Raw genomic sequence first — 13,769 nt, 5'->3', positions numbered from 1 at the left:
GCTGGTCAAGCCGAAGGCCTGGCTCAGTGCAGATGGCGCTTGCGGGCCTGGCCAAACTTGGGCTTGGCGACATTGCCATCCCATTCCACTTCGTCCAGCTCCATGGGCCTGGAGCGGGCCCGCTCGATCGCTTCGCGATGCTGGCTGGCCACGAAGAGGCGCTGGCGGCGCCGCTGCTCTGCGCGGGCGTCCGGCGACCAGCGCCGCCGCCACAGCGAAAAGCGCGCCTGGTAGCCCTGCCACCACAGACCGAGCTGACGCTGACGCTCCCGGCCCAGCAGCATGTGCAGGCCCAGTGCGATGCAGACGGTCAAGCCGATGCTGGCGAGGACTTGGGAAACCATGGCGGCCCCAGAGCAAGGATGGCCCGATGCTAAGCGCGCCGTGGCCGCCTGCAAACGGGCATCTGCCCCGGAAAGTGCTCGCATTCCCGCAAAGCTGACTTTCCGCAGGGGCGGATCCGGGGCGTCTGCGCGAGCATGGCCCGCATGCGCACCCTTCGCCTGCTTTGCGTCGCCGCCCTGCTGCCGGCCCTGGCCGCCTGCGGTGGGGCGTCGTCCAGCGCCCCCAGCGCGCCGCCGCCCGCTTCGGCTCCCGTGCCGGGCGAGCGCGCACTGCTGTTCTATGGCAACAGCCACACCCAGTTCAACGAACTGCCCGCCCTGGTGGCGGAGCTGTTCCGCCAGGCCAGCCCGGGGCAGCCGGTGCGCGTGGCCGTGGCGCCCGGCCTGTTGTTTCTGGACGAACGCCTGAGCGACTCGACCTCGCGCACGCTGCTGGATTCCGCGGCCTGGAGCCAGGTCTTCCTGCAGGCACAGAAGTACAGCAGTTCCGGCACGGTGAACTACTCCACCGGGGAAGCCAAGGCCTGGATCCGCCTGGTCAAGGCGCGCGGCGCCACGCCGGTGCTGTTTCCCGAATGGCCGCGCCGGGGGGTGGACGAGAGCGCGCGCATCTACGGGCTTCACGAAGGCATCGCAAGGGCCGAGGCTGCCTGCCTGGCCCCGGTGCCGCAGGCCTTCGACCGCGCCGCGGCCGCCCTGCCGGCGCTGGCCCTGCACGCCGCCGACGGCAACCACAGCAGCCCGGCCGGTGCCTTGCTGGCGGCCTATGTGCTGTACGCCAGCGCCAGCGGCCAGGCCCTGGGCAGCGGGCCGGCGCTGGTGACTTCGCCCGTGGCGCCGGCGCTGCAGGCCCAGCTGCGCCAGCTGGCCGCACAAAGCCTGGCGGCCGGGCCGGCGGCGCGGGCCTATTGCCCGTAGCCGTTCAGCCGCGCTTGGGCAGCAGGCGGCTCAGCGCGGTCCAGGCCAGCAGGCAGACCGCCCCCGCGACCACGCCCACGCCCAGGTTCAGGCCCATTTCCAGCAGGCTGCCGGTGAAGCCGCCCTTGGCCAGGTCTTCGCCGATGTGGTGCAGGGCCGGGATGCCGTGCACCAGGATGCCGCCGCCCACCAGGAACATGGCGGCCGTGCCCACGAAGGCCAACAGCTTCATCAGCCGCGGCGCGGCGGCCAGCAGGCCGCGGCCCAGCAGGTGCAGCGGGCCGCCGGCATGCTTCTGGCTCAGGTAGAGACCGGCGTCATCCAGCTTGACGATGGCAGCCACCAGGCCGTAGACGCCGGCCGTCATGGCGATGGCGATACCCGTCAGCACGCCGAGCTGGGTGCCCAGCGGCTTGCCGGCCACGATGCCCAGGGCGATGACGATGATCTCGGCCGAGAGGATGAAGTCGGTGCGGATGGCGCCCTTGATCTTGTCGGCCTCGAACTGCACCAGGTCCACCTCGGGGTGGGTCAGCGCCTCCAGCACTTCCTGCTCATGCGCCTCTTCCTCTGCGCGGTGGGCGATCTTGTGCCAAAGCTTTTCCACGCCCTCGAAGCACAGATAGGCGCCGCCCAGCATCAGCAGGGGCAGCACGGCCCAGGGGGCGAAGTAGGAGATCAGCAGGGCCGCCGGCACCAGGATGGCCTTGTTGACGAAGCTGCCCTTGGCCACCGCCCAAACCACCGGGAGTTCGCGCTCGGCGCGCACGCCGGCCACCTGCTGGGCGTTCAGCGCGAGGTCGTCGCCCAGCACGCCGCTGGTCTTCTTGGCGGCGACCTTGGTCAGGATGGCGACATCGTCGAGAACGGTCGCGATGTCGTCGAGGAGGGCGAGGAGGCTGCCAGCGGCCATGGGATCTTCCGGTTATTGCTTTTCAGCGAGTTGTTTCAGATTGGCCAGGCCGGCCTCGAAATCAGGGCCGACCAAGCGGTCCATGAAGAAGGCGAACCAGCGCGCCAGCCGGTGCCCGACATCACCTTGCATCGTCCAGGTGACCCGTGTGCCGCCCGCCTCGGGCACCAGTTCGAGCTGTCCGGTGCTGGGGTTGAAGTCTTCGATCTGCAGCTCATAGCCCACCCGCTTGCCGGCTTCGACGGCGGTCAGCTTCATGCGGCCGTTGCCCTCGCTCTTGCTGGTCCAGCTCCAGGCGGCACCGACACCCTGGGCGCTGCCTTCGGGTGTGACCTTCATCTGCGGGTCCTTGCGGTACCAGACCCCCCAGCGCGCCCAGCCCGCCGGGCTGTCCAGGTGCGCAAAGACCCTTTCGGCCGGGGCCTTGATCAGCACCGAGCGGCTGACCTGATAGTGCGGCGAGAGCAGCAGCGCGCCGGCCAGCAGCACACCAACCAAGAGGGCGCCCAAGGCGAGCAGGGCTTTCAGCAGGGCCATCGGTTTCTCCAGCGGGTTTGCGAGCGCTACTTCTTCAGCTTGACGGGCCGCGTCCAGCCGGGGATCTTGGTCTGGCGTGCGCGCGCCACCCAGAGCTCACCGGCCGGCACGTCCTTGGCGATGGTGCTGCCGCCGCCGATGGTGCTGCCGGCGCCGATGGTGACGGGCGCCACCAGCACGCAGTTGGAGCCGATGTGCACGTCGGCCTCGATGACGGTGCGGTGCTTGTTGGCGCCGTCGTAGTTCGCGGTGATGCTGCCGGCGCCGTAGTTCACGCGCTCGCCTACCGTGGCGTCGCCCAGGTAGGCCAGGTGGTTGGCCTTGGCGCCCGCGGCCAAGCTGCTGTTCTTCACTTCGACGAAGTTGCCGATGTGCACCTCGCGGCCCAGCTTGGCGCCGGGGCGCAGGCGCGCGAAGGGGCCGATCAGCGCGCCTTCGCCCACTTCGACTCCTGCTGCCTCGCCGTCGATGTGCGTGAAGGGGTGGATGACGGCGCCGGCCTGGATCACGGCGTCCTTGATGACGCAATGCGCGCCGATGCGCACACCCTCGCCCAGCATCACGCGGCCCTCGAACACGCAGCCGACATCAATCTCGACCTCGGCGCCCGCCTCCAGCGTGCCGCGCAGGTCGAAGCGCGCCGGGTCCATCAGGCGCACGCCGGCGCGCATCAGGGTTTCGGCCTGCTGGCGCTGGAAGCGGCGCTCCAGATCGGCCAGCTGCACGGGGTCGTTGACGCCCAGCACCTCGGTCTCGCTGCCGGCCTGGGTGGCGACGACCTCGACGCCCTCGGCCACGGCCATGGCGACGATGTCGGTCAGGTAGTACTCGCCCTGGGCGTTGTCGTTCTTCAGCTGGCCGAGCCAGCGGGTCAGCAGCGCGGTGGGCGCGGCCATCATGCCGGTGTAGCCCTCGCGGATCTGGCGCTCGGCCTCGCTGGCGTCCTTGTGTTCCTTGATGCCCAGCACCTGGCCGGCGGCGTCGCGCAGGATGCGGCCGTAGCCGCTCGGGTCGTCCAGCACCACGGTCAGCAGGGCCAGCTTGCTGCCGGCGCTGGCGGCCACCAGGGCTTCGGCGGTTTCTCGGCGCACCAGCGGGGTGTCGCCGTTCAGGATCAGGGTGGTGGGGGCGCCGGCATCCAGCGCGGGCACGGCCTGCTGCACGGCGTGGCCGGTGCCGAGCTGCGGCATCTGGCGCACGAAGCGCAGGGCCTGGGCCTGGGCGCGTGCCTCGACCTGCTCGGCGCCATGGCCGGTGATGACGATGCGCGCCGCGCAGTCCAGCGGCGCCATGGTGTCCAGCACATGCTGCAGCAGGGGCTTGCCGGCCAGTTTGTGCAGCACCTTCGGCAGCGCCGACTTCATCCGCGTGCCTTTGCCCGCGGCCATCACCACCATGTTCAGCGCCATCGCGGCCCCCAGCTCTCGAAAGGGCCGGGATTATCTGGGCGGGTGCGGTGCCCCGCCCCCCGGGATTACGGGAGCGTCACCCGCACCTCATGGGGCTGCGGGTTGGCCTTGGGATAGTCGGCCAGGGCGGCTTCGAACAGGGCCGCGATCATGCCGTCGCCGCCCTGGGTGGCGCCATCGTTGCTGGCGCGGGCCTCCCACAGGGCCTGGCCAGTGGCCCGGTCGCGCAGCAGCACGCCGACCTCGCGCTCATAGCGGCGTTCGATGAACATCGGGTGGGAATGCGGCGGCATGCCGAAGCGCCAGTGGTAAAGCGGGGCGTTCCAGCGGTACCAGAGCGGGTCGTCCCAGGGGCTGAGCGCCGTGGCGCTGACGCGCGCGCCCAGCGCGACGATCAGGTCCGGCGGGCTGCCGGCCGGCGCGGGCTTGAGCCCGGCCTTGGCCAGGGCCGGTGCGGCCAGGGCCTCCCACTCGGCGGCGCGGCTCAGCGGCTGCTGCTGCGAGGGCAGGCGTTCGAAGGCATAGGTGGTCTTGCCTGCGGGCATCTGGCCGAAGCTGCGCACTTCGATGCTCAGGGTCTTCAGTGCGGCGCAGCCGGCCAATGAAACAGCGGCGCCCAGCAAGAGGGTTCTGCGAAGCGTGTTCATGACGGTCTCCCAAGGAATGGAGACAGACTAAACCACCTCGGGATCCTTGCGGATGACCTGGATCACCCCAGGGGTAGCCGGCGGCGGGGCGCAGCTTTCCTCGTCCTCGTCGAAGGCGATGTCACCACCGGCAAAGGGGGCGCCAGTGGGCTTGATGGTCTGGAAGGGGAAGAGCTCGCGGTCCATCATGTGGCTGGGCACGATGTGGGCCATGGCACGCAGCATGTTGTCCAGGCGGCCGGGCTGCTTCTTCTCCCAGCCCTGCAGCATCTCCTTGACGGCGGCACGCTGCAGGTTCTCCTGGCTGCCACAGAGGTTGCAGGGAATGATGGGGAACTGGCGGTGCTCGGCCCAGCGGATCAGGTCTTCCTCGGCCACATAGGCGAGCGGGCGGATCACGGTATTGCGGCCGTCGTCGCTGACCAGCTTGGGCGGCATGCCCTTCATGATCCCGCCGTGGAACATGTTCAGCATCAGCGTGGTGACGATGTCGTCACGGTGGTGGCCCAGGGCGATCTTGGTGGCGCCCAGCTCTTGCGCCACGCGGTAGAGGATGCCGCGGCGCAGGCGCGAGCACAGGCTGCAGGTGGTCTTGCCCTCGGGGATCAGCTTCTTGACGATGCTGTAGGTGTCCTGCTCCTCGATGTGGAAGGGCACGCCGATGGACTGCAGGTAGGTGGGCAGCACCTCCTCGGGGAAGCCGGGCTGCTTCTGGTCGAGGTTGACGGCCACGATGTCGAAGGAGATCGGGGCGCGCTGGCGCAGGTTGATCAGGATGTCGAGCAGGGCGTAGCTGTCCTTGCCGCCGCTCAGGCAGACCATGACCTTGTCGCCGTCCTCGATCATGTTGAAGTCGCCGATCGCCTCACCCACCTGGCGGTGCAAGCGCTTGGACAGCTTGTTGATCTCGTGCGTGGCTTTGTCTTTGTTGCTCATGGTGCTGCTCAGGCTTGCTTGATGCCGAAGACTTCGACGCCGACGGCGTCGCAGTCCGGATAGACGTCCGGCTTTGCGGTGCTGACGCGGGCCGCGCGCACCTTGGGGTGCTCCAGCATGCGCGCCAGCACGGCGTCGCACAGGGTTTCCTGCAGGTGGATGTGACCGTGTGACACGTACTCGGCAATCGTGCGGCGCATGAAGTCGTAGTCCACCACCTCGTCCAGCTCGTCGGCCTGCGGCGTGGTCTCGGCCAGCGGCACGTAGAGGTCCACATTGATCAGCACGCGCTGCTCGCCGCGCTTCTCGAAATCGTGCACGCCGATGTTGATCCAGACCTCGTAATTGCGCAGGAACAGGCGCCGGCAGTCGAGCAGGCTGGGGTGGTCGAGGGCCGATGCCATGGGTCAGTCTTTCTTGACGAGGTAATAGACGTCGCGCGGCTGCGCGGCGAGGTGCTGGCCGCCATCGACCAGCAAGGTGGTGCCGGTGACGGCGCGGGCCTTGAGCAGGTACTCGACGGCCTGGGCGAAATCGTCGGGCAGGCTGCTGCGGCCCAAGGGCGTGAGGCGGTGCGCGGCTTGAAACTCGGCCTCGGTCATCGGCCCGCTGGGCAGGGTCACGCCCAGCGCCACGCCCACCACACGCAACTGCGGCGCCAGCGCCTGCGCCAGCACGGGCGTGGCAGCCTCCAGCGCGGCCTTGCTCAGCGTGTAGCTCAGGTGGTCCGGGTTGGGGTTCCAGAGCTTCTGATCCAGCACGTTGACGACGCAGCCCTCGTGGCCGACGGCGGCGCAGTGGCGGTGCAGGGCACGCGCCAGGGTCAGCGCCGCCGCGGTGTTGGCGCGCAGATGGCGCTCCAGGTTCGCGTAGCGGAAGGAGGCGATCTCATCGTGGCTGAACAGCGAGGCGCTGTTGACCACGGCATCCAGCCGCCCCAGCGCGACCACGGCGGCAGGCACCAGGGCCTCGACGGCGACTTCATCTTCCAGATCGGCCGGCAGGCCCACGGTTCGCGCGCCCAGTTCCCGCAAGGCGGTGCCGAGCGAATCGGCATCGGCATCCGGCGTGGTGCGGTGGTGCACGGCCACGTCCCAGCCGGCGCGGGCCAGATGCAGGGCAAGGTGGCGGCCCAGGCGGCGGGCCGCGCCGGTGATCAGGACGACCGGGCGCATGGAAGGGGGGATTCGAGAAAACCCGCGATTATCCGGGGCCGGGTTCGCCCGGGCGGTGGCAAATGTCACTGCCGCGGCGGCTGGGGATACTGCCGCCATGGATACCGACCTGCCCCCGCTGCCCGCCACCCCCACCGGCCGCTACCGCCACTACAAGGGCGGCGAGTACGAGGTGATCGGCTGCGCCCGCCACAGCGAGACCCTGGAGCCCCTGGTGGTCTACCGCCCGCTCTACAACGCCAGCGGCCTGTGGGTGCGCCCGCATTCGATGTTCTTCGGCACGCTGGAGGTGGACGGCCAACAGCGGGTGCGTTTCGAGCATATCGGGCCATGAGCCTCTATCTGCTTTTCCTGGTCGTCGCCGCGCTGACGGTGCTGAGCCCCGGCCCGGGCGTGGTGATGACGCTCTCCAACGCACTGCGCTCTGGCCTGCGCGGCGCCTGGGGTGGCATCCTGGGCGTGGCCTGCGGCGCGGGCGTGGTGGCGGCGCTTTCGGCCACCAGCCTGGGCCTGCTGCTGGCTGGTTCGGCGCTCGCCTTCACGGTGGTGAAGTGGATGGGCGCGCTCTACCTCGTCTACCTGGGCCTGCGCCTGTGGCGCGCGCCGCCGCTGCACCTGGGAGCCGGGGAGGTGGCGGAGGCGTCCTTCTCGCGCCGCTTCGCCGCGGGCCTTGCCTTGCAGTTCACCAACCCCAAGGCGATCTTCTTTTTCCTCTCGGTGTTCCCGCAGTTCATCGAACCGGGCCGCGCCTACTGGCCGCAGTTCCTGCTGCTGGTGCTGAGCTACAGCGCGCTGGTGGTGCTGATCCACTGCGGCTACGCGCTGGGCGCCCAGGGGGCGCGACGCTGGCTGGCCTCGGAGCGCGGCGGGCGGCTGGTGAACCGCAGCGCCGCGCTGACCTTCATGGGCTTCGGCGCGGCGCTGGCCCTGGCACGGCGCTGATCAGCCGGCCGGCAGGAACTCCAGCCCGCTGGCGGCCAGGCCGACCAGTTCCACGCTTTGCGTGTTGAACTCGATCTGGCAGGCCAACAGAGCCAGGGATTCTTGGGTGTACACGCCTTGGTCCAGCAGGGCCGTGAAGTTGGCCAGGTCCGTCGGGCTCGGCGCCACGCCGATCACGTTCTTGTAGACATGCTGCACAAAGGCGCTGTGGGAGCGCCCGCCCGCCAGCTGGGCAAAGAGCTCGGTGCCTAGCGCCAACCTCACCACGTCGGCATAAGGCGCGCCGGCATCAAAGAGTTGCAGGCCGATGCCTACGAAAGTGGGGTTGGCCAGGAAGTCCTTTCCGAACAGCGCACGCAGGATATGCGCTGTGGAACCGGCGTTCCCATCCAGGTCCAGCGCCACATGGGCATTGGCGAACTGCACGCGCTCTACCTGGCTGAGGAGGTCACGCCCCTCGCTGCCGGCGCTCAGGGTCCAGCCTTCGGTGTTGCGGCTTAGCGGCACGCGCGCGCCGGCGTACACGGCGGTGTCGATGCCCGCGCCGCCGTCGATTTGGTCATCGCCAGCGCCGCCGCTGATGCGGTCATTGCCAGCACCGGCTTCGAAGCGATCGGCCAACGGGCTGTCGCCCATGACGTCAGGGCCGTCGGTGCCACGGCGGGCGGCCACCACGTCCAGCATCACGCTGCGCAGGGTGATACCGCCCTGGCCATCGCTGACGCTGAAGCTGAAGCGGTCGGGCCCGGCAAAGCCGGCCGGGGCGCGGTACTCGAAGGCGCCCGCGGTGCCCACCAGGGCCGCACCCTGGCCAGGTTCGATGGCCAGCGCATAGCTCAGGGCATCGCCATCGGCGTCGCTGGCTGGCGGCAGTTGGCCGCGCAGCACACCGCCGGAGAGCGCACGCACGACCAGATCGCCCACCTGCGGCGCCGCGTCGTTCACGGGCAGCACCTCCACATGCACCAGGTAGCGGTTGCTGCCGCTGCTGCTGGTGATTTCGAAGCTGAGCGCTTCCACGCCCCAGAAATTGGCCTTGGGCGTGTAGCTCAGCTGCCCGTCCGCACTCAGGCTGGCTTGCCCATTGCCGGCGCTGCCCAGCAGCCGGTAGCTAACGGCAGTGCGCGCCAGGTCGCCTGGGTCGAGCAGGCGCAGGCTCAGCGTGCTGTCTTCATCCACCCGAGCCACCACATCGCTGCTCAGGGTGGTGGCTGCCAGCGTCACCAGGCCGTCGGTGAACTGCAGGCGTTCGATGTTCACCAGCGTGTCGAAGCCGCTGGCTCCATCGCGGGCCTTGACGTAGGTCTTGCCGAAGGCGGTGCTGAGCTCGTAGTCCGCACGTCGGCCGGCAAACACCGCGGTGTCGGTGCCCTCGGCGCCATCCAGCCAGTCGTTGCCCAGGCCGCCCGTGAGCTGGTTGTCCAGGCTGTTGCCCAGCAGCACATCGTCCTGTGCGGTCCCAATGGCGTGCTCAATCCAGCTGCTGCCCGGGATGCCCAAGTTGCCCACCGCAGTGCGGCCGTCGTCCGCCGTGCCGGTGCTGCTCTGCCGCCCAGGCCGCAGGTCCAGGCTCACGCCGCTGCCCAAGGCGGACGCATCGAGGGTGTCGACGCCGCCGTCGTCCACTAGCGTGGTTTGCATCTGGCCGTCGCTGGCGCTGAGGCGATGCAGGGTGTCGTTGGAGGCGCTGTTGCGGCTGCCGTAGAGCTGGCGCAGCGCCAGCACGTCCAGCGGCCCCCATTCCGAGCGGAACAGGCCGTCGCTGGAAGGCTGCTGCGACATCACCGTCAGCGCGCTGCGGTCATCGGTCACGCTGAGCTGGGTCGGCCAGCTGTCGCCGGGGTCCACGTTGCGTGGGTGCCGCAGACCCAGGGCGTGGCCCAGTTCATGCAGCAGCGCCTGGTAGCCCTCGCTGCCGGGGCTCAGCTGCGCCATGGATTCCACGTCCATCCAGACATCGCCCGCGCGTTCACCCCCGCTGCCCGGCAGATGGGCCTGCCCCTTGGTGCTGGCCTGCTGGCTGACGCCGAAGCGCAGCTGTCCAGCCGTGCTGCCGGATTCGCTCACTTCGGTGAAGCTCAGCTGCGTCAGGCTGGCGGTTTGCGCCAGCAGCTCGCGCACCAGTTGCTGCTCGGCCGCGGAGAAGGGGCGAAAGCCCGGCTCGCTGGATTGCTGCACGAAGCTGTAGGTCAGCGCCACGGCGCTGCCCAGGGGCTGGCTGGCATTCCAGCGCGCGCTGCTGCCGGCCAGCAGGCCGTCGCGTGCTATCACCTCCGGTTGAATGAAGCTGGCCAGTTCGAAGCGCTCCAACACATTGCCGGCCACCACGCGCACTTCAATGAACTCGACATCCTTCAGGGTGACGCGCAGGCCTGTCCCAGCTTTAGGAACGATCACTGCGTTGCGGCCATCTGCCGAGACTTGAATGTCCAGATCAGAAAGCAAGACCTCCTTCCAGGGTTGACCCGGCGCTGGGATGAAGTAGCCGTTGATCGCCGCCACATCGTTGCCGCCGCGGCCGTCAAAAAAGTCTTCGCCCCAGTTCGTCCAGTAGAAGTTGTTGTTGTCGTTGCCAATGACCACCGCATTGGCAGCTCCGCTGCCATGCACGTCGTTGACCCCGATCAGGGTGTCTCGGCCGCCCTGGCCGTCTTCGGCCCAGCCTTCTTCCAGGTTGACGCGCAGGCCGTCGCCCGCGTCCCAATAGGCGGCCGCCAAGGAGCCGAAGCCGCCGGCCAGCCGTTCGATGTGGTCATTGCCCTTGCCGCCGATGGCCACGCCCTGGTGCAGCTTGATGGTGTCGTGGCCATCGCCTCCGTACACATGGTTCCATTGGCCTGCGTCCTCTTCGGCCTGGATGTAGATGTCGTTGCCCGCAGTCAGTCGGATCTCGGCCATGGTTCAAGCGCGCAGCAGCGGCAGGGTTTTGGTGGGGAAGTTCGCCAGCAGGGGGAACACGTCGAGCAGGGCGGCCGGGTCCAGCCCCAGCCATTGCATCAGCGTGGCGCCGACCTGGTCGCTGCTCAGGCTGGGCACCAGGCGGCCGTTCTTTTGGCCGTCGCTGTCGTCCGGGCCGCCCAGCACCAGGCTCGGGAAGGTGCCTACCGCCTGCCCGCCGGCTACAGGGCCGCCGAACAGCCACCAATGGTTGCCCCAGCCGTGTTCGCTGCCGCCGCCCGAGCCCGGCCGCAGGGTGCGGCCGAACTCGGTCATCACCAGGGTCACCACCTCCTGGTCCAGGCCGCTGGCGCGGTTGGCCGTGTCAAAGGCCGCCAGGGCCTTGGCCAGCAGGTCAAGCTGCGCGTCCTGAGTGGTGCTGCCGCTCCCGCGCTGGTTGGCATGGTGGTCGAAGCCGCCCCAATGCAGTTGAAACACCTGGCGCTTCAAGCCTTGGGCCTTGAACACGGGCAGCACCGCGGCCAGGCGGCGCAGGCCGGTGGCAATGCGGTCGGTGCTGCCGAAATCCTGGCCTGGCATCTGGGCCTGGGCCATGGCCTTGGCCACGGCGGTGGCATCACTGAATCCCGTGGCAAAGGTGCGCGCGTACTCGGCCTCGTAGGCATTGGCGGACTGCCACTGCGCCATGCGCGCCAGCATCTGAATGCCGGCTTCTTGCGGGCGCAGCAAGTCGCCCACTTGCCACCAGGTGCTGCCCTCGGGTTCGAAGAACGACACCGGGGAGCGGCGCCCCTGTACCAGGGTGCGCTGGGTGCCCCAAGTGAAGGCGTTCAAGCCATGGCGCAGGCGCGCCGGCAGCAGCTCCAGCCCACGCCCGGCCCAACCGCTCTGGTCTTCCGAGACCCCCCATCCCTGCACGATGGCGGTCTGGTCGCTGTGCGAACCGAGCAGCGGCGGCACATCGGACTGGCCGCTCAGGATGCTGGCGGCGGTGCAGGGCTCCACCAGCGGCCCCACGTTGGTAATGAAGCCCAGGCGCCCTTGCTCGTACAGCGCGCGCAGCGGCCCCAGGGCCGGGTGCAGGCCAAAGCTGTGGCCGATGGTGGGAGCGGGCAGTGCAAGCAGGCTGTCCATGGGCAGGGCCAGGTTCTGGCGGCAGCGGGCGTAATCGGCGTAGGCGCCATCGGTGGGTACGAGGCAGTTGCTGCCATCGTTACCGCCGTCCAGATAGATCACGACCAACGTTCGGTAGTCACCCGGCGCGGCGGTTCCGTTCAGGCTCCATGCGCCCAGGCCGGTGGCCAGGCCGCCGGCCGCGCAGCGGGCCAGCCATTGGCGTCGGGTTTGGCTCATCGCATCACTCCGTAGCTGGGCGTGCTCAGTGTGTAGCCCAGAGTCATCAGGGCGGCATTGCGGTAGTCGTCACGCTGGAACGGGGCCTGCGGGTCGCTCACGAACTGTTGAACCGTGTTGCGCAGTGTGGGTGGTATGGCGCCGCGGAAGTAGCGTCTGGACACCCAATCGGCGAAGGCGGCAGGGGAACGGGTGAACTGACCAGCCAGTTCGTCAAGGGCGCAGCCCGCCTGCTCATAGTTGTCGTATCGCTGCCTGCCGGTGGGTGGATAGCTGATGGCGCTCGAGGGCCAACCTAAACGGTCCCGGAGTTCCGTCTGCGTGAAGAGACGTTGCTCTGGGGCCAGCAAGTTGCTGCCGGCAGCCCGGTCCGTGGGCGCGTAGAAGCTGAACACCGATTCGGCATTGAAGGGTTCCTGTGATCGCGGGATGGCGGCGGAACCCCCATGGGTTACCGGAATGCTGCGGCACTCCATCCCGCGCCACAAGGCGGTCGCAAACAGCAGGGGCTCGCGGAACTTGCCATCTTGCGCGACGAATTGGCTGGGGTTGTCGCCTGCACGGGCTTCCGCATCGAGCAACACCGCTTTGAGCACGGCCTTCATGTCGCCCACGACCCCTTGGCCGTTGTCACGAAACTTGGCCGACACGCGCGCCACATAGGCCGAGGAGGGCTGGCTCTTGACGAAGTGCTGAATGAAGCGCTGGGCGACGAAGGGGGCGGTATTGGGGTGGTTCACCAGCAGATCCACCGCATCGCGCAGGTCCTTCTCGTGGCTTTGCCCGGCCGGAAACTCACGGCCCAACATGCGCTTGGCGCCGGCATCGCGATCACGGGAGAACGGCGAAGGCACCATGGGATCAAGGTAGAAGGCCCACGCTGAGGCGCCGGGGCCGGGATCTTTCCAGCTCCAGCCCGACAGTACGCGGGCCAACTCCTCGACATCGCGCTGGCTGTAGCTTTCGACAAACCGGCCCTTGGCGTCGCGCACCGGGGTGCCGTCCGGGTGGAGCTTTACCACGCCGATGCTGAACAGCTGCATCAGCTCGCGTGCGTAGTTTTCATTGGGCGCGCAGGCCGGGCATTGCGGGCTTCTGGGTCGGTTCTCGATGTTGTCCAGGTAATAGCCCATGGCCGGGTTTCGGCTCACAGCATTCAACAAGTCACCGTAGCGCCCAAGCCCATGCTGCTGCAGCAGGTTGAACCAGTTCGCGACGCCAGGGGGTTCAATCTTGCGCAGGCTAATGACCAAGATCTGCGACAAGGTCCAGGTGGCGCGCAGGCGCAACTGGTCCGGCGCGGCAACGAATAGTTGTGTGACTTCTCGACTCAAGCGGTCGTAGTAGCTGCGCGGGATTGGCCTGGGTGCACTACGGTATTCCGCCAAATCGATCTGAGACGTGGGAAGCGCCAGTTGCTCATCCATCCAGCGCTCAAAGCCCTTGGCCTGAATCTCGGCTACCAGCGCCGGCGTGGGCCCAAAGCTGGCCTGCTCGGCGAAGCGCGACGCGGCGTAGAAGCTGACCTTCTGCGCCGAAGCCGGTGGCGCCACTTGCCCCTGGGAGTTGCTGGGGGCGGGCGGCTCGGTAGGAGTGGCGGGGCTATTTGGGCCGTTGGCGCCGCCGCAGGCGCTCAGCAGCACGAGCAGCGGCAGCACCCAGCGTGACCAGGGGGCAAGGGTGGGGTGCAAGGCGGG

Annotated in this window: 14 protein-coding genes; 3 read left to right on the top strand and 11 right to left on the bottom strand. The window is 68.6% G+C overall.

Annotated features, from left to right (window positions below; all coding sequences use genetic code 11):
• Positions 1–23: 23 nt before the first annotated feature.
• A complete protein-coding gene (locus tag I7X39_RS04065; RefSeq protein WP_198109686.1) occupies positions 24–344 on the bottom strand; it encodes a hypothetical protein in 321 nt (106 codons plus the stop codon).
• A gap of 144 nt (positions 345–488) precedes the next feature.
• Here I7X39_RS04065 and I7X39_RS04060 point away from each other — a divergent pair, with 144 nt between their 5' ends.
• Complete coding sequence (locus I7X39_RS04060; protein ID WP_198109685.1) at positions 489–1,262, top strand: hypothetical protein; 774 nt, start codon at positions 489–491, stop codon at positions 1,260–1,262.
• A 4-nt stretch (positions 1,263–1,266) separates the two neighbouring features.
• Here I7X39_RS04060 and I7X39_RS04055 read toward each other — a convergent pair whose 3' ends face one another.
• The 7 genes from I7X39_RS04055 to I7X39_RS04025 all read right to left on the bottom strand — a co-directional run bounded on the left by I7X39_RS04055 (position 1,267) and on the right by I7X39_RS04025 (position 6,879).
• Positions 1,267–2,175: a DUF808 domain-containing protein gene (locus I7X39_RS04055; RefSeq protein WP_198109684.1), complete on the bottom strand. Its 909-nt coding sequence runs from the start codon at positions 2,173–2,175 to the stop codon at positions 1,267–1,269.
• Between the two features lie 12 nt (positions 2,176–2,187).
• A complete protein-coding gene (locus I7X39_RS04050) occupies positions 2,188–2,712 on the bottom strand; it encodes an SRPBCC family protein (RefSeq protein WP_198109683.1) in 525 nt (174 codons plus the stop codon).
• Between the two features lie 26 nt (positions 2,713–2,738).
• Positions 2,739–4,121 carry a bifunctional UDP-N-acetylglucosamine diphosphorylase/glucosamine-1-phosphate N-acetyltransferase GlmU gene (gene glmU, locus I7X39_RS04045; RefSeq protein WP_198109682.1) on the bottom strand — a complete coding sequence of 461 codons (1,383 nt, stop codon included), beginning with the start codon at positions 4,119–4,121 and terminating at the stop codon, positions 2,739–2,741.
• A 65-nt stretch (positions 4,122–4,186) separates the two neighbouring features.
• Positions 4,187–4,768 (bottom strand): DUF4136 domain-containing protein, encoded by a 582-nt coding sequence (locus I7X39_RS04040; protein ID WP_198109681.1) that lies wholly within the window; start codon positions 4,766–4,768, stop codon positions 4,187–4,189.
• A gap of 27 nt (positions 4,769–4,795) precedes the next feature.
• Positions 4,796–5,704 (bottom strand): tRNA 2-thiocytidine(32) synthetase TtcA, encoded by a 909-nt coding sequence (gene ttcA / locus I7X39_RS04035; protein WP_198109680.1) that lies wholly within the window; start codon positions 5,702–5,704, stop codon positions 4,796–4,798.
• Positions 5,705–5,712: 8 nt separating this feature from the next.
• The gene (locus I7X39_RS04030; RefSeq protein WP_198109679.1) at positions 5,713–6,108 is read right to left on the bottom strand and encodes a dihydroneopterin aldolase; all 396 of its coding nucleotides are present in this window, start codon (positions 6,106–6,108) and stop codon (positions 5,713–5,715) included.
• A 3-nt stretch (positions 6,109–6,111) separates the two neighbouring features.
• Positions 6,112–6,879 carry an SDR family oxidoreductase gene (locus tag I7X39_RS04025; RefSeq protein ID WP_232351693.1) on the bottom strand — a complete coding sequence of 256 codons (768 nt, stop codon included), beginning with the start codon at positions 6,877–6,879 and terminating at the stop codon, positions 6,112–6,114.
• A 97-nt stretch (positions 6,880–6,976) separates the two neighbouring features.
• Here I7X39_RS04025 and I7X39_RS04020 point away from each other — a divergent pair, with 97 nt between their 5' ends.
• Positions 6,977–7,213 (top strand): DUF1653 domain-containing protein, encoded by a 237-nt coding sequence (locus I7X39_RS04020; RefSeq protein ID WP_198109677.1) that lies wholly within the window; start codon positions 6,977–6,979, stop codon positions 7,211–7,213.
• The gene (locus I7X39_RS04015; RefSeq protein WP_198109676.1) at positions 7,210–7,821 is read left to right on the top strand and encodes a LysE family translocator; all 612 of its coding nucleotides are present in this window, start codon (positions 7,210–7,212) and stop codon (positions 7,819–7,821) included. Before I7X39_RS04020 ends, I7X39_RS04015 begins: the two co-directional genes overlap by 4 nt.
• Here the strand turns inward: I7X39_RS04015 and I7X39_RS04010 are convergent, their stop codons facing one another.
• Genes I7X39_RS04010 through I7X39_RS04000 form a run of 3 tightly spaced genes read right to left on the bottom strand, consistent with a single transcriptional unit; the run spans position 7,822 to position 13,763 of the window.
• Positions 7,822–10,719, bottom strand: a complete 2,898-nt coding sequence (locus I7X39_RS04010; RefSeq protein ID WP_198109675.1) for an Ig-like domain-containing protein — start codon at positions 10,717–10,719, stop codon at positions 7,822–7,824.
• A 3-nt stretch (positions 10,720–10,722) separates the two neighbouring features.
• Complete coding sequence (locus tag I7X39_RS04005; RefSeq protein ID WP_198109674.1) at positions 10,723–12,072, bottom strand: DUF1501 domain-containing protein; 1,350 nt, start codon at positions 12,070–12,072, stop codon at positions 10,723–10,725.
• Entirely contained in the window at positions 12,069–13,763 is a 1,695-nt protein-coding gene (locus I7X39_RS04000; protein WP_198109673.1) for a DUF1800 domain-containing protein, read from the bottom strand. Before I7X39_RS04000 ends, I7X39_RS04005 begins: the two co-directional genes overlap by 4 nt.
• Positions 13,764–13,769 lie beyond the last annotated feature (6 nt).

It is taken from the genome of Inhella proteolytica, from assembly GCF_016093275.1.
Taxonomy (GTDB): Bacteria; Pseudomonadota; Gammaproteobacteria; order Burkholderiales; family Burkholderiaceae_C; genus Inhella; species Inhella proteolytica.
The sequence above is the reverse complement of the archived record's forward strand: the minus strand, read 5'-3'. Positions and strand labels throughout refer to the sequence as shown.